This window comes from Nonomuraea mangrovi (genome assembly GCF_042681425.1).
GTDB classification, from domain to species: domain Bacteria; phylum Actinomycetota; class Actinomycetes; order Streptosporangiales; family Streptosporangiaceae; genus Nonomuraea; species Nonomuraea mangrovi.
On record NZ_JBHUFV010000033.1, the window covers coordinates 432,557 to 457,109 of the forward strand.

21 protein-coding genes are annotated in these 24,553 nt (G+C 71.2%); 11 read left to right on the forward strand and 10 right to left on the reverse strand.

Annotated elements, in window-relative coordinates:
• Nucleotides 1–22 precede the first annotated feature (22 nt).
• From ACFSKW_RS20430 to ACFSKW_RS20440, 3 genes are all read right to left on the reverse strand, one after another.
• Nucleotides 23–2,251: a bifunctional SulP family inorganic anion transporter/carbonic anhydrase gene (locus ACFSKW_RS20430; RefSeq protein ID WP_379573870.1), complete on the reverse strand. Its 2,229-nt coding sequence runs from the start codon at nucleotides 2,249–2,251 to the stop codon at nucleotides 23–25.
• A gap of 58 nt (nucleotides 2,252–2,309) precedes the next feature.
• Entirely contained in the window at nucleotides 2,310–3,728 is a 1,419-nt protein-coding gene (locus tag ACFSKW_RS20435; protein WP_379573871.1) for a hypothetical protein, read from the reverse strand.
• Nucleotides 3,729–3,911: 183 nt separating this feature from the next.
• Nucleotides 3,912–4,475 carry a YbhB/YbcL family Raf kinase inhibitor-like protein gene (locus ACFSKW_RS20440; protein WP_379573872.1) on the reverse strand — a complete coding sequence of 188 codons (564 nt, stop codon included), beginning with the start codon at nucleotides 4,473–4,475 and terminating at the stop codon, nucleotides 3,912–3,914.
• A 239-nt stretch (nucleotides 4,476–4,714) separates the two neighbouring features.
• Between ACFSKW_RS20440 and ACFSKW_RS20445 the strand changes: the two genes are divergently transcribed.
• Both ACFSKW_RS20445 and ACFSKW_RS20450 read left to right on the forward strand, forming a co-directional pair.
• Nucleotides 4,715–5,245 (forward strand): PH domain-containing protein, encoded by a 531-nt coding sequence (locus ACFSKW_RS20445; protein WP_379573873.1) that lies wholly within the window; start codon nucleotides 4,715–4,717, stop codon nucleotides 5,243–5,245.
• Nucleotides 5,242–6,738, forward strand: a complete 1,497-nt coding sequence (locus ACFSKW_RS20450) for a PH domain-containing protein (protein ID WP_379573875.1) — start codon at nucleotides 5,242–5,244, stop codon at nucleotides 6,736–6,738. The genes ACFSKW_RS20445 and ACFSKW_RS20450 overlap by 4 nt, the downstream gene beginning before the upstream one ends.
• A gap of 152 nt (nucleotides 6,739–6,890) precedes the next feature.
• On the opposite strand, the gene sepH is transcribed toward ACFSKW_RS20450, so the two are convergent.
• Both sepH and ACFSKW_RS20460 read right to left on the reverse strand, forming a co-directional pair.
• Entirely contained in the window at nucleotides 6,891–9,641 is a 2,751-nt protein-coding gene (sepH, locus tag ACFSKW_RS20455) for a septation protein SepH (protein WP_379573876.1), read from the reverse strand.
• 165 nt (nucleotides 9,642–9,806) lie between these two features.
• Nucleotides 9,807–10,724 carry a S8 family serine peptidase gene (locus ACFSKW_RS20460; protein ID WP_379574560.1) on the reverse strand — a complete coding sequence of 306 codons (918 nt, stop codon included), beginning with the start codon at nucleotides 10,722–10,724 and terminating at the stop codon, nucleotides 9,807–9,809.
• Nucleotides 10,725–10,825: 101 nt separating this feature from the next.
• On the opposite strand from ACFSKW_RS20460, the gene ACFSKW_RS20465 reads away from it, so the two are divergent.
• The gene (locus ACFSKW_RS20465; protein ID WP_379573877.1) at nucleotides 10,826–11,644 is read left to right on the forward strand and encodes a hypothetical protein; all 819 of its coding nucleotides are present in this window, start codon (nucleotides 10,826–10,828) and stop codon (nucleotides 11,642–11,644) included.
• Nucleotides 11,645–11,674: 30 nt separating this feature from the next.
• Nucleotides 11,675–11,935, forward strand: a complete 261-nt coding sequence (locus tag ACFSKW_RS20470) for a hypothetical protein (RefSeq protein ID WP_379573878.1) — start codon at nucleotides 11,675–11,677, stop codon at nucleotides 11,933–11,935.
• A 197-nt stretch (nucleotides 11,936–12,132) separates the two neighbouring features.
• Here the strand turns inward: ACFSKW_RS20470 and ACFSKW_RS20475 are convergent, their stop codons facing one another.
• Genes ACFSKW_RS20475 through ACFSKW_RS20485 form a run of 3 tightly spaced genes read right to left on the reverse strand, consistent with a single transcriptional unit; the run spans nucleotide 12,133 to nucleotide 15,448 of the window.
• Nucleotides 12,133–13,425 (reverse strand): D-arabinono-1,4-lactone oxidase, encoded by a 1,293-nt coding sequence (locus ACFSKW_RS20475; RefSeq protein WP_379573879.1) that lies wholly within the window; start codon nucleotides 13,423–13,425, stop codon nucleotides 12,133–12,135.
• A 45-nt stretch (nucleotides 13,426–13,470) separates the two neighbouring features.
• Nucleotides 13,471–14,190: a polysaccharide deacetylase family protein gene (locus tag ACFSKW_RS20480; RefSeq protein ID WP_379573880.1), complete on the reverse strand. Its 720-nt coding sequence runs from the start codon at nucleotides 14,188–14,190 to the stop codon at nucleotides 13,471–13,473.
• A gap of 55 nt (nucleotides 14,191–14,245) precedes the next feature.
• On the reverse strand, nucleotides 14,246–15,448 hold the full coding sequence (locus tag ACFSKW_RS20485; protein WP_379573882.1) for an MFS transporter: 1,203 nt from the start codon (nucleotides 15,446–15,448) through the stop codon (nucleotides 14,246–14,248).
• A 91-nt stretch (nucleotides 15,449–15,539) separates the two neighbouring features.
• Here ACFSKW_RS20485 and ACFSKW_RS20490 point away from each other — a divergent pair, with 91 nt between their 5' ends.
• Nucleotides 15,540–16,679, forward strand: coding sequence for a lytic transglycosylase domain-containing protein (locus ACFSKW_RS20490; RefSeq protein ID WP_379573884.1), 1,140 nt, complete (start codon nucleotides 15,540–15,542; stop codon nucleotides 16,677–16,679).
• A 134-nt stretch (nucleotides 16,680–16,813) separates the two neighbouring features.
• Here ACFSKW_RS20490 and ACFSKW_RS20495 read toward each other — a convergent pair whose 3' ends face one another.
• The gene (locus ACFSKW_RS20495) at nucleotides 16,814–17,761 is read right to left on the reverse strand and encodes a ferrochelatase (RefSeq protein ID WP_379573885.1); all 948 of its coding nucleotides are present in this window, start codon (nucleotides 17,759–17,761) and stop codon (nucleotides 16,814–16,816) included.
• Nucleotides 17,762–17,800: 39 nt separating this feature from the next.
• Between ACFSKW_RS20495 and ACFSKW_RS20500 the strand changes: the two genes are divergently transcribed.
• Both ACFSKW_RS20500 and ACFSKW_RS20505 read left to right on the forward strand, forming a co-directional pair.
• Entirely contained in the window at nucleotides 17,801–19,780 is a 1,980-nt protein-coding gene (locus tag ACFSKW_RS20500; RefSeq protein ID WP_379573886.1) for a S9 family peptidase, read from the forward strand.
• Nucleotides 19,781–20,584: an inositol monophosphatase family protein gene (locus ACFSKW_RS20505; RefSeq protein ID WP_379573888.1), complete on the forward strand. Its 804-nt coding sequence runs from the start codon at nucleotides 19,781–19,783 to the stop codon at nucleotides 20,582–20,584.
• 72 nt (nucleotides 20,585–20,656) lie between these two features.
• On the opposite strand, the gene ACFSKW_RS20510 is transcribed toward ACFSKW_RS20505, so the two are convergent.
• Entirely contained in the window at nucleotides 20,657–20,821 is a 165-nt protein-coding gene (locus ACFSKW_RS20510; protein ID WP_358126007.1) for a hypothetical protein, read from the reverse strand.
• 230 nt (nucleotides 20,822–21,051) lie between these two features.
• Here ACFSKW_RS20510 and ACFSKW_RS20515 point away from each other — a divergent pair, with 230 nt between their 5' ends.
• The 4 genes from ACFSKW_RS20515 (at nucleotide 21,052) to ACFSKW_RS20530 (ending at nucleotide 24,523) form a co-directional block, all read left to right on the forward strand.
• On the forward strand, nucleotides 21,052–21,705 hold the full coding sequence (locus ACFSKW_RS20515; RefSeq protein WP_379573889.1) for a response regulator transcription factor: 654 nt from the start codon (nucleotides 21,052–21,054) through the stop codon (nucleotides 21,703–21,705).
• A 68-nt stretch (nucleotides 21,706–21,773) separates the two neighbouring features.
• The gene (locus ACFSKW_RS20520; RefSeq protein ID WP_379573890.1) at nucleotides 21,774–23,054 is read left to right on the forward strand and encodes a sensor histidine kinase; all 1,281 of its coding nucleotides are present in this window, start codon (nucleotides 21,774–21,776) and stop codon (nucleotides 23,052–23,054) included.
• Nucleotides 23,055–23,338: 284 nt separating this feature from the next.
• Nucleotides 23,339–23,638 (forward strand): DUF4193 domain-containing protein, encoded by a 300-nt coding sequence (locus ACFSKW_RS20525; RefSeq protein WP_090929286.1) that lies wholly within the window; start codon nucleotides 23,339–23,341, stop codon nucleotides 23,636–23,638.
• A gap of 51 nt (nucleotides 23,639–23,689) precedes the next feature.
• Complete coding sequence (locus ACFSKW_RS20530; protein WP_379573891.1) at nucleotides 23,690–24,523, forward strand: hypothetical protein; 834 nt, start codon at nucleotides 23,690–23,692, stop codon at nucleotides 24,521–24,523.
• Nucleotides 24,524–24,553 lie beyond the last annotated feature (30 nt).

A 24,553-nucleotide genomic window follows, 5' to 3' on the forward strand; every position in this document is an offset into this window, starting at 1 on the left:
TTCACCGAGAGCGTAGGCGCCGTCACGGCCCCTCCTCCGCCCGGACCAGGGCGCCCGTGGGAACCGCCGCGGCGGCCAAGGGGTTGGGCAGGATGTGCACCCGCGCGGAGGGGATGTCGAAGTAGAGCCCCACCAGCTCCAGCGACCCCGCCGCCACCTGCTCGGCGACCTTCCTGTGCGTGCGCAGGTTCTCCAGCTGCTGCATCACGTTCACTCTGCACAGCCGGTCGAGCGGGCCCGTGTCGCTGCCGTCGCTGTCCGACTGGATGAACCTGGCCAGGCTGTGGTTGCCGTGCCGCAACCACCGGCGCAGCCCCGGCAGGCTGCCCGCCTTCTCCCCGCCTGACAGCAGCCCAGCCATGGCCCCGCACCCCGAATGCCCGCACACCGTGATCGTCCGTACGCCCAGCACCTGCGTGGCGTACTCGATCGCCGCCGACACCGAGTCGTCATGCGGACGCGAGCCGTACCGGGGGACGAGGTTGCCGATGTTGCGCACCACGAACAGGTCGCCAGGACCGCTGGCGGTGATGAGCGTGGGCACGATGCGGGAGTCCGCGCACGTGATGAACAGGTGCGTCGGCTGCTGCTTGTGCGCCAGCTCGGTGAAGATGGGCCGCATCCGGGGAGCCGCACGCCGGTGGAACTCGCGTGCGCCCACGGTCAGCTCGCACTCGGCGGGACCGCCCTGTTCGGGCACCGCGGAACCCCTGCGCCTGCGGCGGTGCGCCCACGGTAGCCACCAGCGCTCGTGCGCCTTGGGCGGCGTCTTGGCGGGGAACATCCGGTTGCCGCCGGCGGCCAGGCTGTACCACTCGTCGTGCAGTTCGTCGATGTCGACACTGCCGCCCGAGCGCTCGTGCTTGAGCCGCCACGAGTGCAGCGCCTCGAAGGCGGCGTTGTCCATGAAGTCGATGTTGAGGTCGAGGTCGACGGGCACGCCAGGCGGGATCGCCCGCAGCTCGTCGGTGAGCCTGGGCACGCCGAGGAAGGTGAGCGACCCCGAGATCGTCACGTGCCGCCTGTCGCCCGGCTCCTGCCGTACGTGCACGGAGACCCACGTCAGGCGCCGCAGCGCCAGCAGGACGGCCAGCGCGAGCCCGAACAGCACCCCCTCCGCCAGGCCGAGCACGACCACGCCCGCCAGCGTGATCATGTAGACGGGCACCTCGCCGTGGCCGTGGACCTTCCGCACGTGACCCAGGTTGATCATCTGCAGGCCGATGAAGGCCAGCAGCGCGGCCAGCGCCTCCAGCGGGATCAGCCGGATCGCCCAGCCGAAGGACAGGACGAAGACCAGCACCCACACGCCGTGCAGGACGGCCGACCAGCGGCTGCGGGCGCCGGCCTGGACGTTCGTGGTGCTGCGCACGATCACGCCGGCGATGGGCAGCCCGCCGAGCAGGCCCGACACGATGTTGCCCAGGCCCTGCCCGCGCAGTTCCCTGTCCAGGTCGGTGCGGGGCCCGTCGTGCTGGCCGTCGATGGCCACCGAGCACAGCAGCGACTCCACGCCCGCCAGCAGCGCCACCAGCATGACCGCGGCGAGGATGCCGTGCCAGTCGCCCGCGGGCAGCACGGGCGGCGTCCACCGCAGCAGATCGTCCGGCAGGTCCACCCTGGTGACGTCCCAGCCGAACACCGCGGCCGCGGTCGAGGCAAGCAGCAGCGCGGCCAGCGGCCCTGGGACCAGGCGGACCCCGCGCGGCAGCCACCTCCACACCAGCAGCACGCCGATCGTGATCAGCCCGACGGCGGCCGCGTGATTGTGCAGGTTCACGACCTGCGCGGGCAGTTCGAGCAGGTTGTCGATGGCCGCGCTCTGCGGGCTGCCGCCCAGCACCACGTGCAGCTGCGACAGCGCGATCACCACGCCCACACCCGCGAGCATGCCGTGGATGACGGCAGGGGAGACGGCCAGCGCCACGCGGGCGGCCCTGAAGGCGCCGAGCATGAGCTGCACCACACCGGCCAGCAGCGTGATCACGCAGGTGGCCCGCCACCCGTAGGTGTGCACGAGGTCCGCCACCACCAGTGACAGGCCCGCGGCAGGCCCGCTCACCTGTACGGCGGAGCCGCCGAACAGCCCCGCCACCACGCCGCCGACGATCGCGGCGATCAGCCCCGCGGCCAGTGGCGCGCCTGAGGCGACGGCGATTCCGAGTGACAGAGGGACCGCGACGAGGAAGACCACCAGCGACGCGGGCACATCATGTCGAAGGGCAGTCAGTACGTTACTCTGAGTGTCCACTGCCAGACTGTATCGGCTGACAGCCTGGCAAATGGGCCGTTATGAGAGGCCTTTACGATCAACGGTAATAGTCGGGGTATTCCTGCTCAGGGGAGCGGTGGTGGCTGCCCCGGCGCCCCTGACTGGCGGGCTCGCTCGCCTCGGGCTGGCCGTACATCTCGCCGTAGGAGGGCCAGCTGGCGTTCGCGGCGGGCGTCTCGGGCCAGGCGGCGGGGGTGGCGGGCGCCCCGTAGGGGGCGGCCTGCGGCCGCTCCTGCTCGTAGGCGGACGACGGGTACTGCCCACCGCCGCCCAGCACGTCGTCGTACGGCGTGACCGTCCTGCCCGGCGCGGTGGGCGTGGTCGACGCGGGCGTCGGCCCGGTCGTGAGCGCGTCGTCGTCGGGCGCGGCCCAGCCCGAGCGCACCTCGTAGGAACCGGGATAGGCGGCCGCGGGAGCGGCGGGCTGCGTGTAGGTCTCGAACGCGGGCCAGGACGAGGCCGGAGCCGGTCCGTCGAGCACGTCAGGGGCGGGGGCGGCCGACCACGAGCCGGAGGTGGTCGACGCGGCGGGCGGCGGCGACTGCCATGTCGTCTCGGTGTCGGCGGAGCCGTAGGCGGGGAACGGGTCGCTCGTCGGGGCGCCGTGGATCGGCGAGGGCTGTACCGCGGGGAAGGAGCCGCTGCCGGTGACGGCGGGGAACGATCCGCTGCCGAACGCGGAGAAGGAGCCGCTGTTCGGCTGGGGCTCCGGCTGTAGCGGCGGCACCGGCTTGGCACCCGCGCCCAGGATGCTCATCACGTCGGGCGTCGGGGCGGCGAACGTCACGGTGCGCTGGTCGGCCAGGTCGGAGGCGGAGGGCGCGGGACGGGGCTCGGGCATCGGCGCGGGCTCGACCAGCGGGCGCTTGTCGGCCGCGGCGGCTCGGGCCGCGGCCCTGCTCGACCGGCTGGGCCTGCCCGACCTGGCGGCCGGGGCCTGAGCGGCGGCGGGCGCGGCAGGGACGGCTTCGGCGGCCGCGGGCCTGGGCGGCAGCGGGAGCTGGACCGTGCGCTCGGTGGAGGGGTCGGCCGCGGGACGCTCGGGCTCGACCGGCCTGCTGGCCGCCATGCGGGCCTTGACCGTGCCGCCGGCGCCGAAGCCGCCCTCGGTGGCTTCGTTGCGGATGTTGGCCCAGAACTCCTCGTCGTCGTCATCGGCCGCGCCGTTGCCCCACTCGTCGACACCGCGCTTGCCGCGCTGTCCCGTGCGGACGGGCTTGGGCTGCTTCTGCTGGTCGATGGGGCTGAAGTCGGGGCTGAAGTTGACCATGCGAGGTTCGTGCGCGGCGAACTCGTCCGTCGAGCGGATCTGGGTCATCTCCTCCTTCTCCGCCATCGCTTTGAGACGCTCCGGCGGGAGCGAGCTCTCGCGCTTGTTCATCGAACGCATGCCCAGTGCCACGACTACGAGCACGAGGAGCACGACGGCGACGAGAACCAGTACGACCGCAGTCATTGCACCACCCTCAAGGCCATGGCCTGCCAGCGGCGCCGGTGAGATCGCGCGGCCATCGACGCGATCTGCCCCCTTTGATCACCAACGCACAGCGAACGGATCTGATTGTGTCGGACCACTATGAGCGTTGTCACACCCAAAGTGAAGAATCGGTAACCATTACTACCCGCAGCGTTTGGACCATCACTCGATGTGCACCGCCGTCAGGCGTCCACGCGCGATGGTCTGGTCGGCGATCATCTTCAGGATGTCGGGGAGGGAGGCGCTCCTCGTGTCCTCAAGCCGCCCGCTCAACGCGTAGACGCTGAACCGATAGCTTCCGGTCTTCTCGCAGGGCGGCTCGTAGCCGACCTTCGTGCTGGTCACCGCCGCCTGGCCGGCCTCCTTCGGCGGGTCGGACGAGGCGTCCTCGCCGAGTTCGGTCGTGCGCGGGTCGATGTTGTAGACCACCCAGTGCACGGCCGGGTTCGCGGAGCCGGTGTCGTCGACCACGACCGCGATCGACTTGGCACGCGAGAGCACGTCGCTCGACCAGCGCAGCGGCGGGCTCTTCTTGGTGCCGTGACAGGAATATTCCGACGGCAGGGGAGTGTTGTCGCGCAGCCTCGAGCTGCTGACGTTGATCTCCCTGATCTCCCTGGCGGGGCCGTTCAGGATGCCGCAGCCGGACACGCCGAGCGTCAGCGCGGCCACCATCCCGATGACGGTGGCGCGCCCCACGCGCGTGTACGTGTTCGGCTGCCCCATGCCGGAAGATGCTACGCGCCTGTCGGTGGTGCGCCGACCGGTTCGGGAGGTTCGGTCGAGAGGAAAGCCGTTGAAATCCGTAAAATCAGGGCATCGAAGGGTGACCTTGGACACAGCTGTGACCGTCGGCATCCTTTCCGCGCCGCCATGACCGGCCACTCCGTCCCTCCCGGACGATCTGATCAATCGGTACGGCGCAGAAGGCGGGAAATCCGGCGCTCCCTTCTAAGCTGGGCAGTGTGAGTGAGCCGCCCGACCCCGTAGCGGGTCCCCTGCGCGATCCAGAGCATCGCGTCTCGCCCAAGGCGGTACGCCTGTGGCTGCTCGAGGCGCTGTCCGCCTTGGTGATCTTCACGGGCGGCTCGCTGGGACTCGCCGCGTGGATTCCGAGCTGGTCGTGGCTGCCCGCGTGGCTGTCGGGCAACTCGTGGCTGGTGCCCGTGGTGGTGCTCGTGCCCGGCACGCCGCTGCTGCTTCTCGAGCCCTTCGTGCGCTATGCCGTACACCGCTGGGAGCTTTCAGGAGACGTCGTCTACGCCAGGTCGGGCTTCCTGACGCGGGAGTGGGTGTTCGTGCCCGTCAGCCGCATCCAGACCGTCGACAAGGCCCAAGGGTGGTTCGAGCGGATGCTCGGACTGGCCACGCTGGAGATCCGCACCGCCTCGCACGCGGGGTCGTCCACCATCAAGGGGCTCGACCTCGTGATCGCCGCGGGGCTCGCCGAACGGCTGGCGCACAGGGCCGAGGAACTCAGGGACGACGCCACATGAGCGAGGAGCCGCCAGGACTGAAGCTCAGTCCCAAGGTCCTGCTCATCGACCCCGTGCGCATGCTGCCCTCGCTGCTGGTGCCGCTGGCGGGCGTGCTGTTCGTGGGCGGCTTCTCCGCACGCTCGTTCGGCTGGGCGGCCGTGGGCGTGCTCGGCGCCGTCGTCTTCGCCGTCGTGCGCTGGGCGACGTTCAGCTACTGCGTCGCCTACGACCGGCTGGAGATCAGGCGGTCGCTCGTCAGCAGGTCGGTGCGGACCATCCCGCTGGAGCGCATCAGAGGCGTCGACATCAGCACGCCGCCCATGCACCGGCTGCTCGGGCTCGCCGTACTCAAGATCGACACGGGTGCGAGCGGAGGAGGGGAGCAGGAGGGCGAGCTCGACGGGGTGACCGTGCAGGAGGCCGAGAGGCTCAAGGGCGTCCTGCTGCGCAGAGCCAGGGCCGCCAGGGCGGAGGCCGCCGAGGGCGCCCCTGACGCGCCGCCGACCGCTCCTCCCGCCCCGCCCGAGGAACGGGTGATCGTCAAGGTGCCGCGCGCGTGGCTCCTGTACGGCCCGCTGTCCGGCTCCTACCTGCTGACGCCCTTCGCCCTCGCGGGCGGCGCCATCGGCCTGGCCTTCCAGTGGGGCGACGACCTGGGCTTCCGTGATCTGGCATGGGACGCGGGCCAGTGGCTGTGGCAGCATCCCCTGCTCATCGTGGGCGCGATCCTGCTCCTGGTCCTGGCCATGCCGTTCGTCGCCGCGGTCATGTACGCCGTCTTCAACTGGGACTTCACGCTCAAGGAGCGCGAGGGCTACCTGGTGGCCGAGCGCGGCCTGATCACCAGGCGCAGCGTCTCCCTCGAGGCACGCCGCGTCAGGGGCTACGAGATCGTCGACGCCATCGCCGAGCGGAAGGCCGGCATCGTCAGGATGTGGGCCATCGTCACCGGCCTCGGCGACTCCGAGACCAGGGGGCAGCTGCTCCCCGACGTTCCCCGTCCCGTGGCGCTGGACGTCGCCGCGCAGGCCGTGGGCGCGTTCACCGCGCCGTTGCGCCCCCACCCGCCCGTCGCCCGCGAACGCAGGCTGTTCAGGGCGATCGCTCCATGGGTCGCCGTGGCGGTCGTCGCGGCCGTCCTCGCCTTCGTCACGTCCATGGGGCTGTGGTGGACGGTGGTCGTCGTGGCGCTGGTCCTCGCCGGGCTCGGTGTCCCCCTCGGCAACGACCGCTACCGCTCGCTCGGGCACGGCTACGACGGCGCCCTGCTGTCGGTGCGCTCGGGCTCGCTACGGCGCGCCCAGGCGGTCTTCGAGCGGAGGGCCGTCGTCGGGTGGCGGTTGCGGCAGACCTGGTTCCAGCGGCGCGCGGGCGTGCTGACGCTCATCGCGGGGGTGGGTGCGGGCAAGGGCGGCTACGAGGCGGTCGACGTCTCCCCCGAGCAGGCGGTCGGCCTGCCCGCCGAGGTCACCCCCGAGTGGATGGCCCCGTTCCTCCGCACCTCCGGCTGACCGTCTGGGGCGCCCCGGACGTCCGCGGAAGGCTAGGCCGGGCCCCGCATCACGACGGGCCGAGGCCTGCGCGAACCGCGAGCGGACGGGTTTTCCGGAAGCGCGAACGAGGGGCGGTCCCGTGAGACCGCCCCTCGTGATGTCGGTTCGCGTCAGTCCTGGCGGCGGGCGCCGAACATGATCTCGTCCCAGGTCGGCACCGAGGCCCTGCGACCCCTGGCACCCTTCTTCGGCTGACGCGCGGCGGGCGCGGGCGGCGGCGACGGCACGGGACCCGGCGCCGCGTCCCCCGGCTTCTTGGGTACGGGCGGCTTGGGCACCGGCGCCTTCTCCTGCGCGGGCTTGGCCTCCTTGGACTCCGCGTCGGCGCTCGGACGCGCGGCCGGCACTGCGGCCTTCTCCTCGCGCTCCTCGGGTACGGCCTGCCCGGTTCCCTTCGCCTCCCGAACGGCCTCGGCGACCCGCTCAGGCTCGGCGACCCGCTCAGGCTGGGCGGGGCGCTCTGGCTGGGCGGCCTTCGGAGGCTCCACGGTCTGCGTGGGCCCCGCGGCCTTCGGAGTCCCGCCGGCCTGGTCCGCCTGATCCGCCCGGGCGGCTTCCTCGGCCTTCGGCTCGGCGACATCCGCGGCCTGCGGCCCTCCGGCGTGCGGCGTCACGGCGACCTTGGCCTCCTCACCCTGCGGGGTGGCGGCGACCTGCGGACGCTGCGGCTCCTGGGCCTGCGCCGTGTCGGAGGCCTTCGGCTCCCCGGCCTGCGGGGAGGCGCCGACCTGCGAGTCACGGGTCTGCGGGCTGTCGGAGGTCTTCGGCTCTTCGGCCTGCGGGGCTCCGGTGACCTGGGGCTCCGCGACCTGCGGGGTGGCGATGGCCTGTGGCTCCCCGGTCTGCGGGGTTCCGGTGGTCTTCTGCTCCTCGGCCCGCGGGACTGCGACGGCCTTCGGCTCCTGACCGGGTCCGGCGACGGTGCCCGGCGTCTTGACCGGCTCCGCGGACCCCGCGGACGGCGTCGGGAGGGCCGTGGCGACCTTCTCGGCGTCGGCTGTCACCCCTGCGGGAGCTGTGGCCTGCGGCTCGCTCGCGGGCGTGGTGGAGGCGGCATGACCGGCCGCTTCCGCCGTCTCCGGAGTGGCGGCGACTGCTGCCCCGGCCACCTCGGACCCGCCGACCGGCGCGGAGACCTTGGCCGACTCCTCGGCGGACTCCTTGGCGGCCTGTTCGGCTGCCGAGGGCGTTCCGGGCGCGACCACCGTGGGTTCCGCGGAGGAGGCCAAGGTCGGAGCGGAGTCCCCGGCGGCCTCCGGCGACGCGCTCACCTTGGCGGCTTCGACAGGAGTGCCGGCGGTGGAGGAAGAAGTCGCTTCGGCAGGAGCGGTCGCGTCGGCATGAGCCGTCGGCCGGGCAGCAGCCGCCGCTTCGGCAGGATCGGTCGCTTCGAGGGGAGCGGGCTTCTCCACGAGGACCGAGGCCTGGGCGGGCTGCACCGGCTCCTCGACCCTGCCGGGGGCCGTCGACGTCTCGACGGGCGTGACGGCGTCAGCGGGTGCCGCAACGGCAGGCTCGACGACGGCAGGCCCGGTGCCGGCAGATCCAGCGTCGCCAGATCCAGCGTCGCCAGATCCGGTGACGGCAGATCCGGCGGCGGGTGGAGAGGCGACGGATGGAGAGGCGGCCGACGGAGGCGCGGTCGCCGCAGGAGCGGCGGGTTGAGGTGCGGCGGGTTGAGGTACGGCGGGCGGCGCGAAGGCCGCCGGTGCCGCGGGCTCGTGGGCCACCACCGGCTCGGCGTCCCTGGCCGCGGGCGGCGGCGCGGGGAAGCGCGGCGCGACAGGCTCCGCGTGCGGCTCGGGCAGCCGCGGCGCGACAGGCGCGGGCACCTGCTCGTCGGCCGTCGGCCACTCGGCGCCGGGTCGCTCGATACCAGGTCGCTCGGTACCGGGTCGCTCGGCCGCGGGCGCGTGGTCGAACGTCGTGGGTCCCGCGGTCGTGGGCGCGTGGTTGTACGCCTGGCGCTCCGGCGCCGCGGGACGCTCCGCCGGCTGCTCTGGTTCGCGGACCGCAGGAGCGTAGATCGACTCCGGCTCGCGAGTGGCCCGCGCCGGAGGCTCCGCCGTCCGCGGAAGATTCGGCGCCCACGCGGCGGGCGGCTCGGGGACGGCGGGACGCGCGGACGGCTGGGTGTAGGGCGCCGGATCCTGGCGGGACACCGAAGGGAACGGCACGGGCGGCTGCATCAGCGGCTCGGCGGCCAGCGGCGGCACCGGCTGCAGCTTGGCCACCCGCGGCGTGAACGGCGTGACGGTGGTGTCCTCGACCGGCGGGTTCGGGTCGAAGTCGGCCGAGGACAGCCGCATCGACTCCTCGTCGTGCGGGGTCACGTGGCGGCGGCGCGGATCGAACAGCCACTCGGCGTGGCGCGTGTGACCGTTCCACACGTAGCCGAGCTTGACCCGCCACAGCCCGTCGTCGCGCTTGGCGGAGTCCCAGTCGATCTCATCGGACGGCACGCCGCGCCTGGTGAGCCGCTCGGCGACCAGGTCGCCGAGCGTGGGGCCTGGGGCCGACTCTCCAGGCATGCGCACGGACACGCGCTGCGCCTGCTGGGCGACGTACTCCCTTTCCTGGAGCACGGGGCCCTCGAACCAGCGGACCCGCTCGACGGGGATTCCCGCGGTCGCGGCGATCTCCTCCGCGGTCTCCCCGGCGCGTATGCGGGCCTGGATCTCCTTGGGGCGCAACGGACTCTCCACTTCGATCTCGTACTGGCCGAGACGGGAGAAGTTTCCGCGGACGGCAGCACGGAGCCGGTCGTCCACGGGAAGCGTGAAACGGGTCCCTCTCCCGGCCGTAGCCAGCACGAGATAGGTGCCGTCCTCGCTTACCGCGACGAGTCGGAGCTCCTGCATGCGAGTCCCTTCGTCAGCGTCGTGCTCAATCTTCCCCCGGACCCTTGAGTCTCTCGCGTGTGCCGGTTGCCTGCCAGCACCGTACCCGGCATGTCCGAACATCGCCTTCATGGGAAGGGGCCTGGCCGATGTGACGCCGGTCACATTTGACGATTTCATCCGAAATTACAGCTCGTCACCGTGCAGCAGGAGGCTAAGCGTCCTCGACGGATTCTGGCGAATCACGTCACGCGCCGCCGTGGACTTCGGCCAAGTGGCCTCATCCGATGGGCCGGCGGGCGGGTGGGACTCCAGGTGGCCTGCCATCGTGCCCGCCGTACGCGGAGAGGTCGTGACGGCCACGTCCGACTTCCCGAGCCTGCGCACGGCGGTCGTCAGGGCGGGGGAGTCGCCCGCGGCGACGGGCAGGTTCGCCACGGCGGGGCGGCGCGCGTGCCTGTGCACCCAGTCGAGCCCGGCGAGCACGTCGGACAGGTCGCCCGAGCCGTCGCAGCGGAGCACCTTGACCGAGCCGACGCGGGCGCCCGGCGCCACGCCGTCCTTCCCGCCCGCCGCGAGAGAGGCGGCGCGGGTGCCGTGGTCGCCGCAGAAGCGCCCGCGGACTCCCGTGGCGTCGAAGGCGTGCCACGCCCTGTCGCCGAACTCGTCACGGGCCACGTCGACGCCGGTGCCGAGCACGTAGACGGTGACCCCCTCGCCGGTGGCGGAGGAGCGGGACGGTGCGGCACCGCCGGAGAGGTCGAGACCGCGAACCCTGCCGTCGGGCTCCAGCGCACGTACCCTCGGGTCGGCGCGCAACTCGGCGGCCTCCGCGGAGGTGAGCAGCGTCGCGAAGCCGGGAAGCGCGGCGGTGTAGTAGCGGCGCACCCGCCATCGCGCGTCGCCGACCAGCGCGCGGGCCTCGGCCCCTGCCGGTGGCGGTGACGATGTAGGGGTGGGGCGGCTCGGCGGAGGCGGGCGCGGGGGCGTCGGCGGGGGCCACGACAGAGGCGACCACGGGAGCCGCTGTGGTGACGGCCGTCGCCAGGGCCGCGGCGGCGTACACGGAGGGTAGTCCGAATCGGCGGGGCACGAGTGTCCAATCTGCTGTCACGCAGGTCACAGGAACAACAGGACACGCGACCGCGTCTAGTTACGAAGAAGCTCTTTACCGAACGAGTGACAAGAGGGGACTGATCCGGGGGATGAGCGGCGAGCAGCGGAAGTTCGAGCTGAGCGTGCCGCAGATCGCAGGAGGGGCAATGGCCGCGGTGACGGCGGCCGTGGCGGCGTCGTACCTCGGAGTGGCGGGGACCTTTGTGGGAGCGGCGGTGGCGAGCATCGCCAGCACCGTCGGCGGCGCCGTCTACACGCACTACCTGAAGCGCGCCAACGACCAGATCAAGCAGCACACCGTCGTCGCGTGGCGCGACAGATCCGAGCCGCCCGTCCGCGTCGAGGGGGAGGGCGAGCTGGCGACGGCCGTCCACGCCACCGTCAGGGAGGAGGGCGACTCCTCGCCCACGCTGGTGATGGCGCCGGTGGCGCCGGTGGCGCAGGCGGCGCCGAGGTGGCGGATGCCGTGGCCGACGCTGCTGGCGGCCGCCGCGCTGGTGTTCGCGATCAGCACCGGCGTCATCCTCACCTACCAGGCCTTCGCCCACGAGACCGTGCACGAGACGGTCACCGGCAAGACCGGCGCGGTCGAGCGGGAGAAGAGAGAGCCGCAGCGCAAGCAGGAGGAGAGCGCTCCGGTCGCCCCGCCGGTCTCGGACCGGCCCGGCTCTCCTGAATCGGCCGACGCGCCGACGCCCACCCCGACCCCCACCCCCACGCCCACGCCCAGCGAGACGCCGACCCCCACCCCCACCCCCACGGCGGCCACGCCGACGCCTACCGACGCCGCCTCCCCTGATCCCACGCCCACGGAGACGCAGAGCGACAGGGGCACCGACCCCGACCAGGGCCCGCCCGCCGAAGACCGGCTCGAGCAGGCGCCAGAGCAGGCGCCCGAGCAGCCCTAGCGGCGTGCCGGCGCTCGTAGGATGCCGGTCGTGACGTCCCACGCGGTCGAGGAGTTCGAGGCGCACAGGCCGCGGCTGCCCGTTCTCACCGGCGGCGCCCGGCTCGGCCCGCTGGACAGCGCCGAGCAGCGGGAGCTCTACCAGCGGGCCCGCCTGCGCGTCGCCGAGGGGCGGCCGCGCTTCTCCGCCGGCCGCGCTTCTCCACCGGCCGCGCCGAGGGCAAGGCCACCGCGGCCCGCAGTGTCGTCGCGGGCCCTGCCAGGGTCGCCCGCTACCTCGGCTCGTGGATAGGCAGGGGCGTGGTCGAGGCGGCCGTCACGATCGGCGAGGTCAACGGCCGGGCCCGCCCTCTGGGGTACGGCAGGCGGCCGCCTGCTCGGCGTGATGGTTTTGGAGATCACCAACGGCCTGGTCGTCACGGTGCGGGGGTGGTCAATCCCGACGAACTCGGCTACATGGCGAGCCGGCTCAGCATGGCGTGAGACCGGTCATGGGCCCAGCACCGTGTCCAGGTAGGCGTTGGCGAACACCCGGCCGGGGTCGAGCCGGTCGCGCAGCGCGAGGAAGTCGGAGAAGCGCGGATAGGCCCCGGCCAGGTAGGCGGCGTCGCGGGTGTGGAGCTTGCCCCAGTGCGGGCGCCCTTCGAGGCGCGTCATGATCTCCTCGACCCCCTCGAAGTATGCGGGGTTGGGGGTCGGCCGGTAGATGTGGCAGGCCAGATAGGCCGACGGCCTGCCGTACGCGGTGGACAGCCAGGCGTCGCTGGGCGGCGTGACCCGCACCTCGATCGGGAAGGTGATCTTCCAGTCGTTCCGCTCGATCAGGTCCCTGGTCTCGCGCAGCGCCTGCCCGAGCCGTTCCCGGGGGACGGCGTACTCCATCTCCAGGAAGCGCACGTCGCGGACGGAAGTGAAGATCTTGTAACTGGTGTCCACCGACTCCGAGTCGCCGAGGAAGGCGGCCGAGAGCGCGTTGAGTCTGGGGATCGCGGAGGGGAAGCGCCCGCCGATCCCGCACAGCGCGCCGAAGAGTGTGTTCTCCAGGAACACGTTGTCCATCCAGTGCTTGATGGCGCTCGGCGGCCGGGCCGGGCCCGGATGCCGGTTGTTGGTCTTCACCAGGCAGGCGTCGGTGTGCGGCAGCCAGAAGAAGTCGAGATGCTCGTTGGCCGAGGTCATCGAGTCGAGCTCATCCAGGATGCCGCTCAGCGGCATCGCCCTGCGGCTGTTGTGCAGCAGGAAGGAGGGCTCGACGCGGAAGGTGACCGCCGTCAGCACGCCGAGCGCGCCGAGGCCGACCCTGGCCGCGTCGAACAGGTCGTCACCGGGGGAGGCGGTCGCGACGGAGCCGTCGGCGAGCACCATCTCCAGCTTGACCACCTGGTCGGCCAGGCCGCCTGTGTCGCGCCCCGTGCCGTGGGTGCCGGTCTGGATGGCGCCGGCGACCGTCTGCGCCGTGATGTCGCCCATGTTGGCCAGGGCGAGGCCACGCTTGCCGAGTTCCTCGTTCAGCACGCTGAGCGGCGTGCCTGCGAGCACGTTCACCCAGGTGGCGCCGTTGTCCTTGGTGACCGAGCGGATGCCGGTCAGCCCCTGGGGCCTGAGCATGATGCCGTCGGTGACGGCCACGCCGGTGAAGGAGTGGCCGGTGCCGACCATGCGGACGCGGCGGCCGCTCGCGGCGGCGTCCTTCACGGCCCGCGCCACGTCCTGCACGGACGAAGGGGTGCGCACCTCGGCGGGAGTGCCTGTCTGGTTTCCGGCCCAGTTCGTGAAGACCATGCGCACCCCTCCGGAGCAACATTCGGTTTTAAACGCGAACGATACTCACTTTTCCCAGCCTTCGGGAACGGGGAAGATGTCGCCTGGCTGCAGGTTCTGGCTCTTGATCACCTCGGAGACGGTCACGAGATGGTAGCCCTTGCCCTGCAGCGTCTTGATGAGCGCGGGCATCGAGTCGACCGTCTGCTTCACCCAGTCGTGCATCAGGATGATGCCGTCCTGCTTGGCGACCGCGAGCGTCTGCTTCTTGATGGACGTCTCGTTCCTGGACTCCCAGTCGCGGGACCCGCCGGTCCACAGGATCATCGGCATCCCGAACTCGGCCGCGATGTCGGAGACCTGCAGGTCCGCCATGCCGTACGGCGGGCGCAGCAGCTTGGGCTCCACGCCCGCCGTCTGCTTGATGATGTCCTGCGTCTTCTTGATCTCGTTCCGGATGGCCCCCGGCTCGAGCTGCGTGAAGTTGGGGTGCTTGTAGCTGTGGTTGCCGAGCTCGTGCCCCTCGGCCGCCATGCGCTTGGCGAAGGCGGGGCGGCTCTTCACGTACTGGCCCTCGAGGAAGAACGTCGCCTTGGCGTCGTACTTCTTCAGCGTGTCGAGCAGCTTGCCCGCGTACTGGCCGGGGCCGTCGTCGAAGGTCAGCGCGAGGCACTTGACCTGCGTGCAGTCGACCTCCTTGCGAGCGGGAGCGGCGTTCGCGGCTGATGGGGTCAGGGTGACCGCAACAGCCGCGATGGCAAGAAGTGAAACAAAATGTCGGGACATAACAGACTTTCCAGTGTTGAGGGTGTTGTCTGAGGGATCTCCCGACCGTAGCGGATCAACCTTTGGCCGGTGAAGGAGCCTCGGGAAGTCTCAGCAAACCCGAACCTCCGATGCCCACGAGGGCCGCGAGCAGCGCGCACGCCAGCGAGAAGCCGTAGGCGTTGGACGCGCCGAACGCCTCGGTGAGCCGCCCGCCCGCCCATGCGCCGATCGCCACGCCGAACCCGATCGAGGTGGAGATCCACGCCATGCCCTCGGTGAGCAGGGACGGCGGCACCAGCCGCTCGGTGAGCGAGAAGCCCGTGATGAGCGTCGGAGAGATCGCCAGTCCCGCGATGAACAGCGCCCCCGCCATGAAGGGCGCGCTGCCGATGAAGGCGATCGGCAGCAGGCCGACGGCGAAGATCGCGATAGCCCTGACGAACCTGGCCCGCAGCGAGACCTTCCATGCCCGCGAGCCGAACCACAGGCCCGACACCATCGAACCGCCCGCGAAGGCCGCCAGCAGGAACCCGGCGGCGCCCTTGACGCCGTGCTCCTCGGCGAAGGCCACGGTGATCAGGTCGACCGAGCCGAAGACCGCGCCGAGCGCGAGGTAGACGCACGACAGCAGGGCGATGCCGGGAATGGTGATCGGGCTGCCGCCGACGTGCCGTACGGGGGAGACCGGGGGTTCGGTGCCGCGCTGCATCGCGAAGGCGAGCGTGCCGATCAACATGAGCACCAGCGCCACGATCAGCCCGGCGAACGGGTTGACCATGGTGGCCAGGACCGTCACCATCGCCGGCCCGGTAACGAAGATCACCTCGTCGGCCACGGACTCGAACGCGAAGGCGGTGTGCAGCTTCGCCGAGCCGCCGAGCTGGTGCGACCAGCGGGCGCGGACCATCGAGCCGAGGGACACCGAGGTGGCGCCGACGACGAATCCGGAGACGTAGAGCGTCCAGTCGGGCAGGCGGAATCCGGCGCACAGCATGAGCGCCGCCATGGACGCGCCGTTGACCAGGGCGAGCGGTGTGATGACCCGGCCCTGCCCGAACCTGTCGACCAGGCGGCCCGACAGCGGGGCGGCGATGGCGAAGGAGATGTTCGTGACGGCGGCGACGGCTCCCGCCGTGGCGTACGAACCGGTGATCAAGGAGATCAGCAGGACGATCCCGATGCCCAGCATCGACATCGGCATCCTGCCGATGAATCCGGCGAAAACGAAACCCTTGACTCCGGGCGTGTTGAAAAGCCCCCGGTACGGCCCGACCACTACGTCCCCCTACTCTCCAAGCGCCCAACCTTTGCGCACCGTCTATCAGGACAGCAAGTGATTTTTCGCCTGATCGTCTAACGTGGCCTGGGTGTCTGCTCTTCCCTCCGTCCGGGGACTCATGGTCGTTCTCGCCGTCGTGGTCTCCGTGGGCGCCGCCGGCGCCTTCGCGTTCACGCTGAGCGAGGACCAGGAGAAGGAGAAGGATCCGGCGCCCTCCGCCGTCCGCAAGAACGAGACGCAACACCTCGACACGCTGGTCCCCGTGAAGGAGTTCGGCCAGGGCGGCCCTGGGATCACGGTCACGCCGCCGCGGATGCTGGCCATCGCCCGTGGCACGGTCCCGAAGCAGACACGCCTGGCGCTCGGCGGCCTCAAGCACGTGCAGAAGGTGATCGTGGTGGACGCGGGCTCGGTGAAGGTCGCGGGGACGGGCGTCAACCTGCTGGCCGTCGAGCCCTCCGAGTACCGGTCATGGACGCCGCAGGCCGTCGCCGACCAGCCGGAGGTGTGGAGCGCGCTGGCCAGGGGCGAACTGGTCGCCGACACCTCGGCCGCGCGCAGGTTCGGCCTCGTCCTCGGCGCGTCCTACCAGATCGACGGCGGCCCCAGGCTGCGCGTGGCCGCCTCCGCCACGCTCGGCCTGCCGGGAGTGGACGGCATCGTCAGCACCGAGGTCGGCCGCAGGCTCGGCCTCATGGAGGGCGTCGCCGTGCTCCTCCACGGCAAGGCGGGCAAGATCGGCGAGGCCGGCGTGCGCAGGCTGCTCGGCGAGCACGCCCAGGTCGTCTCCGTCGGCCGTGTCCGTCCCCCCGCCCGGCCCCGGTCCCAGCCCGACAAGCAGGTCGTACGGCAGGGCAGCTACCTGGACCTCTACAAGTCGGCCGCCACCCGCTGCCCCGGCCTGTCATGGACCGTGCTGGCCGCCATCGGCCAGGTCGAGAGCTCCCACGGGCGCAACAACGGCCCCTCGAGCGCGGGCGCGCTCGGCCCGATGCAGTTCATGCCCGCCACCTGGAAGGCCTACGGAGTGGACGGCGACGGCGACGGCCGCAAGGACATCTGGAGCCCCTACGACGCGGTGCCGGGCGCCGCGAACTACCTGTGCGCCAACGGCGCGGGCCAGGGCGGGCAGAAGTTGCGCAAGGCCGTGTGGTTCTACAACCACTCGTGGGACTACGTGAACAAGGTCCTCGGCCTGTCCGAGGCGTACGCGCGCGCCTACGCCTGACCTGCAGGTTACGCGGCCCGCGCGTGCGTCCACGCCCACCACGCCCGCCTGACCTGCCGGTTCACGTGGCCCGCGGGTGCGCCGACGCCCGCCCGCGACGTCCCCTGCCTGGCCGCGAGGCGTGAAGAGCGCGTCTACGCGGGCCGGCGGACGGGAGCGGGGCAGCAGCTCAGAGCGCACGCCGCCGGCTCGGGCTCGGCCATGAGCTCGCGCACCATCCGCACGAAGCGCGGATGCGTCCCGGCCGTCGCCGCCCGCTCCAGCGGCAGCCCCAGCTCGGCCGCCAGCCGCCTGGCCTCCACGTCGAGGTCGAAGACGACCTCCATGTGGTCGGAGACGAAGCCGATCGGCACCAGCACCACCGCGGGCGCGTCCGTCTTGCGCAGGTGGTCGAGCACGTCGGGCTCCAGCCACGGCACCTGCGGAGGGCCGCTGCGTGACTGCCACACCAGCTCCCACGGCTCGGTACGGCCGAGCGCCTGGCTGACCAGCTCCGCCGACCGGCGAAGCTGCGCCTCGTAGAGCCCGCCGGACGGGCCCGCCGTCTGGGCCATCGAGACGGGGATGCTGTGCGCGGTGAACACCAGCCTGGCGTCGTCGCGGCCCAGCCGGTCGAGCGCCTGCCTGGCGTGGTCGGCCATCGCCGCGACGAAGCCGGGGTGCTCGCCGAAGTGCCGCATCTTGACCAGCTCGGGGCCGCCCTCGACGGAGATGCGGGCGATGTCCTCGTAGTACTGGCGACAGCTGGAGTAGCCGGCGAACGCCGAGGTGGCGAAGACCGCCGCCTTGGTGATGCCGTCGGCCTTCATCCGCAGGACCGTGTCCTCGCCGAACGGCCGCCAGTTGCGGTTGCCCCAGTAGATCGGCACGTCCAGCTCCGGCCGCAGCGCCTCGATCAGGTCGCGGTTCTGCTGGTTGATCGGGCTGACCCCGCCGAAGGACTGGTAGTGCTCGGCCACCTCGAGCAGCCGCTCGCGCGGCACCCCTCTGCCCCGCACGACGTTCTCGAGAAACGGCATCACGTCGTCGGGTCCCTCGGGACCGCCGAAGGACAGCAGCAGCAAAGCGTCGTAGTTCCCCACGCTGGTAAGCCTATGGGGGCCACGATGTAGGTTCGTGACGTGAGCTCATTCAAGGATATTCGTGACTATGTGGCCATCCCCCGAGTCCTCTCGCTGAAGCTCTCGCCGGACGGATCCCGGCTCGTCAGCGCCGTACAGTCCCTCAACCCCGACGGGAAGTCGTTCGGCACCGCACTCTGGGCGATCCCCGTGGACGGCGAGCCGTACCGGCTCACCAGGAGCGCCAAGGGAGAGGCGGGCACGGAGTTCACCGCGGCGGGTGACGTGCTGTTCACCTCGCGCCGCCCCGACCCGACCGTCAAGGACTCCGACGAGGAGGTGCCGGCGCTCTGGCTGCTGCCGCGCGCGGGCGGCGAGGCCTGGCAGATCGCCACCCGGCCGGGCGGCATCGGCGCGGCGCGGACCGCGGGCGACGTCGTCGTGTTCGCCTCCGAGGTGCTGCCCGGTGACGAGGCCGCCGACGAGGAGCGGCGCAAGGCCAGGAAGGACGCGGGCATCAGCGCGATCCTGCACGAGGGCTACCCGGTCCGCTACTGGGACCACGACCTCGGCCCCGGCCGTACCCGCCTGTTCGCGGCCAGGCTGGGCGCCGACCGGCTGGAGGAGGTCAGGGACCTGACTCCCGACTCCGGCGCCCATCTGGACGACCACCTGGACTTCGCGCTCACCCCCGACGGCGCCATAGTGCTCACCACGTGGACGGTGCCCCTCGACGCGGGGCAGCAGCGCACCGAGATCGTCGCGATCGACGTGGCCACGGGGGAGCGGCGCACGCTCTTCGCCGCCGACGACCACGACTTCGAGGGGCCGCTGCGGATCTCGCCCGACGGCGCCCGCGTGGCCTGCTCGCGCTCCCGCCACACCGCGCTCGATGTCTCGGCCCGCTCGGAGCTGTGGATCGGCGACCTGGCCACCGGTGAGGGCAGGACCTACGCCGACGACCTGTTCCCCGCGGACCTCGAATGGGCTCCCGACTCAGGCGCCGTCTATCTGGTGGCCGACCACCAGGGCCGCCGCCCCGTCTTCCGGGTGTCGCTCGACGGCTCCTTCGACAGGCTCACCACCGACGACGCCGCCTACCTCGCGCTCAGCGCCTCCGGCGACGGCCGTTTCCTCTACGCGCTGCGCAGCGGCTACCACGGCCCCGCCACGCCGGCCAGGATCGACGCCGCCACCGGCGAGGTGGTCGAGTTGCCCTCGCCCGCCCCCGCACTCGACCTGCCCGGCACCCTCACCGAGCTGTCGGCCGTGGCCGACGACGGGCAGGAGATCCGCGGCTGGCTGGTGCTGCCCAAGGACGCCTCCGCCGAGAACCCCGCCCCGTTCCTGCTGTGGATCCACGGTGGCCCTGTCTCCTCGTGGAACGACTGGTCGTGGCGCTGGAACCCGTGGATCATGGCCGAGCACGGCTATGCCGTCCTGCTGCCCGACCCCGCCCTTTCCACCGGGTACGGCCAGCACATGATCGACCGGGGCTGGGGCGAGTGGGGTCCGCGCACGCTCGCCGACCTCGACTCCATCGTCGACGAGGCGCTCAAGCTGCCCGAGATCGACGAGACGCGCCTGGGCACGATGGGCGGCTCGTTCGGCGGCTACATGGCCAACTGGGTCGCCGGGCACTCCGACCGCTACAAGGCGATCGTCACCCACGCCTCGCTGTGGAACCTCGACCAGTTCGCCGGCACCACCGACGCCTCCATGTACTGGCAGCGCGAGTTCGGCGCGCCGGGCACCGAGCGGTACGCCAAGCTCTCCCCGCACGGCGCCCTCGACCAGATCCGCACGCCGATGCTGGTCGTCCACGGCGACAGGGACTACCGCGTGCCGATCGGCGAGGCCCTGCGCCTGTGGTGGGACCTGCAGCGCAGCAACGTCGAGTCGAAGTTCCTCTACTTCCCCGACGAGAACCACTGGATCCTCAAGCCGGGCAACGCCGTCGCCTGGTACGAGACGGTGCTCGCCTTCCTCGCCCAGCACGTGCTCGGCCAGGAGTGGAAGCGCCCGGACTCGGTGGCGTAGATGACGGACTTCGCGGCACTGGCCACGGACATCGCCCGCGAGGCGGGCGACATGCTGCTGGCCAAGCGGCCGAGCAACCCCGAGGTCGTGCAGACCAAGTCGAGCCCGACCGACGTCGTCACCGCGCTCGACCGCGCCTCGGAGGAGCTCATCAGGGCCAGGATCAGGGAGGCCAGGCCGGACGACATGATCCTCGGGGAGGAGGGCGGCGACACGCCGGGCTCCAGCGGGGTCAGGTGGGTCGTCGACCCGATCGACGGCACCGTCAACTTCCTGTACGGCCTGCCCGAGTGGGCGGTCTCCATCGCCGTCGAGGTGGACGGCAGGATCGTCGCGGGTGTCGTCAACGTGGTGCCGCGCGGCGAGCTGTTCAGCGCCTCGCTCGGCGGCGGGGCCGTCCTGCACAAGGACGGTCTCGCGGTCTCGCGGCTGCGCTGCAACAGCGGCGTGCCGCTCGGGCAGGCCCTGGTGGCGACCGGTTTCGGCTACGACGCCTCCCGCCGCAGGGTGCAGGGGCAGGTCGCGGCGGCCGTCCTGCCCTCGGTGCGGGACATCAGGCGCGGCGGTTCCTGCGCGATCGACCTGTGCTCGGTGGCGGCGGGCAGGGTGGACGCCTACTACGAGCGAGGGATCAACTACTGGGACTACGCCGCGGCAGGGCTGATCGCCGCCGAGTCCGGCGCCAGGATCGGCGGGCTGAACGGCAGGCCGCCGAACGGCGAGCTCACGCTGTGCGCCGCTCCAGGGCTGTTCGAGGAACTGCACGACCTGCTCGTGCCGCTCGACCCCGAACGCGACGCCTGACACTGCCCGCCCGTGGACGTGACGACGGCCGGAGCCCCGCGGGGCTCCGGCCGTCGTCACATGCGGTGCGGTTCAGCGCGGCAACGGGACACCGTGGTCGTCGGCCAGGCGTCGCAGATCCTCGATCTCCGCGGTGAGGGTGTCGGCGAGGTAGTCGTCGCCGACGGACCTCGCCTCGTCGAGACCCTTGTAGGCCTGGCAGAGGCGGCGTTCGATCGTGGTCGTGAACTCGCCCATCTCACCTTCTCTCTCACATGCATCTCGGGGGCGGCGCGTGCGGTCATGGGGGTTCAACGGCACGCGGCGATGGGTGTCCCGCGTGTCTACCCACCCTCACCGCGGTCCGAAACCTCCGATCGCATGTGCCCTGCGTCACGATGGCCCCGCACATGCCTTACCGTGCGTTTATCGGAGATGTGGTGAAAATGAGAGCCACATCCAGGAGCGGGGAAGAGGTGCCGGCAGCCGTGCGGGTGCTTGTGGTTGAGGACGAGCGGGTGCTCGCCGACGCGATCGCGACGGGGCTCCGTCGCGAGGCCATGGCCGTGGACGTGGCCTACGACGGCGGCGCGGCGCTGGAGAAGACCTCCTACATCGACTATGACGTGATCGTGCTGGACAGGGACCTGCCGGTGGTCCACGGCGACGAGGTGGCGCGCAGGCTGGTCGCCGAGCGCAGCGCGTCCAGGATCCTGATGCTGACCGCGGCGGGCGACGTCGACGACAAGGTGGAGGGTCTCGGCCTCGGCGCCGACGACTACCTGGCCAAGCCGTTCGTGTTCGTCGAGCTGGTGGCCAGGGTGCGCGCGCTCGGCCGCAGGTCGGCGCCCGCCCTGCCCCCGGTGCTCGAGCGGGCCGGGGTACGGCTGGACCCCGGCAAGCGGCTCGTCGAGCGCGACGGCAAGGAGATCCAGCTGACGAAGAAGGAGTTCGCGGTCCTCGAGGAGTTGCTGCGCGCCGAGGGCGCCGTGGTGAGCCAGGAGGACCTGCTGGACAAGGCATGGGACGAGAACATCGACCCGTTCACCAACGTCGTGCGCGTCACCATGATGACGCTGCGCAAGAAGCTCGGTGAGCCGCAGGTGATCGAGACCGTCCCGGGAGTGGGATACAAGTTGTGAGCGACGAGCAGGACCGTCCGGCGGTTCCCACCCATCCGATGATCAGTCCGCACTCGGAGCGGGCCAGCATGACGCGGACGAGGGTGGAGCAGCTGGGCCAGGGGGACGAGCAGGCCCCGCGGCAGGGCGGCGGCGAGTGGGACGGACCGCCGCCCCTCCAGCCCGAGGGCGAGGAGACGATGGCCGAGCGCATCAGGGTGATGCGCGACAGGGTGAGCATCCGGTGGCGGCTCACGCTGACCTACAGCGCGCTGTTCTTCGTGGCGGGGGCGTTCCTGCTCTCGGTGATGTATCTCATCGTCAGCTCGGTGCTCCACCAGGGCTTCCAGTTCACCCTGAAGCTGCCGCAGTGGGCGCCGTCCGGGCTGGCCGAGTCGCTGAACGACCAGTCCGAGCTCCTGATGAACAACAACATCAACGCCATCCTGGAGAACCTGATCAGGCAGTCCGTCATGGTGCTGATCGGGGTGGGCATCCTGGCGCTGATCCTCGGCTACTTCGTGGCCGACAGGGCGCTGCGGCCCGTCGCGCAGATGACGGCGACGGCCAAGAAGCTGTCCGAGAGCAACCTCGCCCACCAGCGCATCGACCTCAAGGGACCCCAGGACGAGCTGAAGGAGCTCGCCGACACCTTCGACGCGATGCTGACCAGGCTCAACGTCGCCTTCGACACCCAGCGAAGGTTCGTCGCCAACGCCTCGCACGAGCTGCGCACGCCCCTCACCATCAACAGGACGGTTCTGGAGATCGCGCTGTCCGACCCCGAGGCGTCCCAGGACCTGAAGGCGCTCGGCCGTACCCTCCTCGAGGTCAACGCCCGCAACGAGAAGCTGATCGAGGGCCTGCTCCTGCTCGCCCGTAGCGAACGCGAGCTGCGCGTGCGCAAGCCGGTGGACGTCAAGGAGGTCGCCATGACGGCCGTGGAGCAGCTCGCGCCCTTCGCGGCCGAGCAGGGCGTCACCGTCACCACCGAGCTGTCGCCTGCGCCCACGCTGGGCGATCCCGTGCTGCTAGAACGCTCCATCAGCAACCTGCTGGAGAACGCCGTCAAATACAACATCCCGGAAAGCGAGCCAGGAAACGGAAAAGTCTGGATCCGCACGGGAATGGTGGACGGGGCACTGGTTGTTCAGGTGGCCAACACGGGACAGCATGTCCCGGCGTACGAGGTGAACAGCCTGTTCGAGCCCTTCAGAAGGCTCCACGCGGACCGCGTGGACTCGGCGAAGGGATCGGGACTCGGCCTGTCCATCGTCCGCGCGGTCGTGCAGGCGCACGGCGGAAACGTGGCCGCGGTGCCGCGCGACGGCGGAGGACTTGTCGTGACCATTCGACTCCCCGGGCGCTAGTCCGGCGTGTTGATCTGACGGGGGAGTCTCGTTCGCGCCGTACATGTGGTTGGATGTGCCGTCGAACACGGTGGTGCATGCCGCCAATGCTGTGTGTTTCGCCATATTTGGCTAACCACAGGCCGTTGGCGGCAGGCCCCTTCGTGTCGGGAGGTTCAGCAGCCGTTCCTCCGGGGTACCGATGCACAAATCTCCCTGAAGGATCGGGCACAAGATGGGCCTCTCGGACGTTAGACACGCGCGACGAGCGCGACACCATAGATGAGGGGGATGGAGCAAGCACAATGGCTACCGACTACGACAGCCCGCGCAAGACCGATGACGACCTGGGGGAGGACAGCCTCCAGGAACTCCAGGCGCGGCGGACCGACAAGTCCTCCGGCAGCATCGACATCGACGAGACGGACCTCGCCGAGTCGCTCGAGCTGCCCGGTGCGGACCTGTCGAATGAGGAGCTGTCCCTGCGGGTGATCCCTCGCCAGGCCGACGAGTTCACCTGCTCGCGGTGCTTCCTTGTGCACCACCGCAGCCAGCTGGCCTCCGAGAGGAACGGGCAGCAGGTCTGCAGGGAGTGCGCCGCCTGACCGAGAGGGCACCGCATCGTGTCATCCAAGAAAGAGGAGCGGGACGACCCTGTGAACGACGCAGAGGTCGCAGAGTCGTCCGCTGCCTCCGCCGTGGACAAGGACCCGAAACCCGAGGTCGAGGATCCCGATCGCGAGGTCGGCGAGCTCGTCGGCCGTCTGGTGCGGCCTGGTGAGCTGGAGAGCGCCGAGCGGCGCAGGCTGCTCGGCCGCCTCACCAGGTCGCTGAGCGAAGGCGCCAGGAGGGCGAACGCCTCGGGCGTCGGCAGAGGCCGGTGGCTGGCCGACGTGTTCCTGAACATCGCGCCCCGCATCCCCATCAGGGATCTGGCGACCCTTTCCGAACATCACCACGGCCTCACCGGCGAGCAGCTGGCCGACGATCTCGTCCGCACCGCGCAGAAGGCGACGATGACGGTCGGCGCGATCGGCGGCGCCCTGGCCGCGGCCGAGTTCGCCGCCCCGCCGCTGCTGCTGTCGGCGCCGGCCCAGCTGGTCGCCGAGACCATCGTGGTGGCGGCCATCGAAGTGAAGCTGCTGGCCGAGCTCCATCAGGTCTACGGCATCGAGGTGCCAGGCACGGGCACCCAGCGTGCCGTCGCGTTCGCCGCGGCCTGGTCGAGGCAGCGGGGCATCGACCCGCTGGCGCCGGCCTCCGTCACGCTCGCGCTGGGTGCGGCGACGAAGACGGCGCTGCGCAACAGACTGATGAGGACTCTCGGACGGCACCTGACGACGCTCGGTCCCTTCCTCACCGGAGCCGTGGCCGGTGGCATGCTCAACCGGGCGGCCACCAAGAAACTCGGTGAGGCGATCCGCGCTGATCTGCGGGTCAAACGCCCCACGCTGCCGCCGACCCCCGGTTCGGCCGAGCTCGAAACCTGACACCTCGTCTGAGATGCCGGCGCCCAGGGC

Coding starts and splice junctions, on each gene's coding strand:
- ACFSKW_RS20440 (WP_379573872.1), bottom strand. CDS start 4,475: ATGGGGCAGCCGAACACGTACACGCGCGTGGGGCGCGCCACCGTCATC.
- ACFSKW_RS20480 (WP_379573880.1), bottom strand. CDS start 14,190: ATGTCCCGACATTTTGTTTCACTTCTTGCCATCGCGGCTGTTGCGGTC.
- ACFSKW_RS20510 (WP_358126007.1), bottom strand. CDS start 20,821: ATGGGCGAGTTCACGACCACGATCGAACGCCGCCTCTGCCAGGCCTAC.
- ACFSKW_RS20520 (WP_379573890.1), top strand. CDS start 21,774: ATGACGCGGACGAGGGTGGAGCAGCTGGGCCAGGGGGACGAGCAGGCC.
- ACFSKW_RS20465 (WP_379573877.1), top strand. CDS start 10,826: ATGAGCGGCGAGCAGCGGAAGTTCGAGCTGAGCGTGCCGCAGATCGCA.
- ACFSKW_RS20435 (WP_379573871.1), bottom strand. CDS start 3,728: ATGACTGCGGTCGTACTGGTTCTCGTCGCCGTCGTGCTCCTCGTGCTC.
- ACFSKW_RS20450 (WP_379573875.1), top strand. CDS start 5,242: ATGAGCGAGGAGCCGCCAGGACTGAAGCTCAGTCCCAAGGTCCTGCTC.
- ACFSKW_RS20505 (WP_379573888.1), top strand. CDS start 19,781: ATGACGGACTTCGCGGCACTGGCCACGGACATCGCCCGCGAGGCGGGC.
- ACFSKW_RS20525 (WP_090929286.1), top strand. CDS start 23,339: ATGGCTACCGACTACGACAGCCCGCGCAAGACCGATGACGACCTGGGG.
- sepH (WP_379573876.1), bottom strand. CDS start 9,641: ATGCAGGAGCTCCGACTCGTCGCGGTAAGCGAGGACGGCACCTATCTC.
- ACFSKW_RS20475 (WP_379573879.1), bottom strand. CDS start 13,425: ATGGTCTTCACGAACTGGGCCGGAAACCAGACAGGCACTCCCGCCGAG.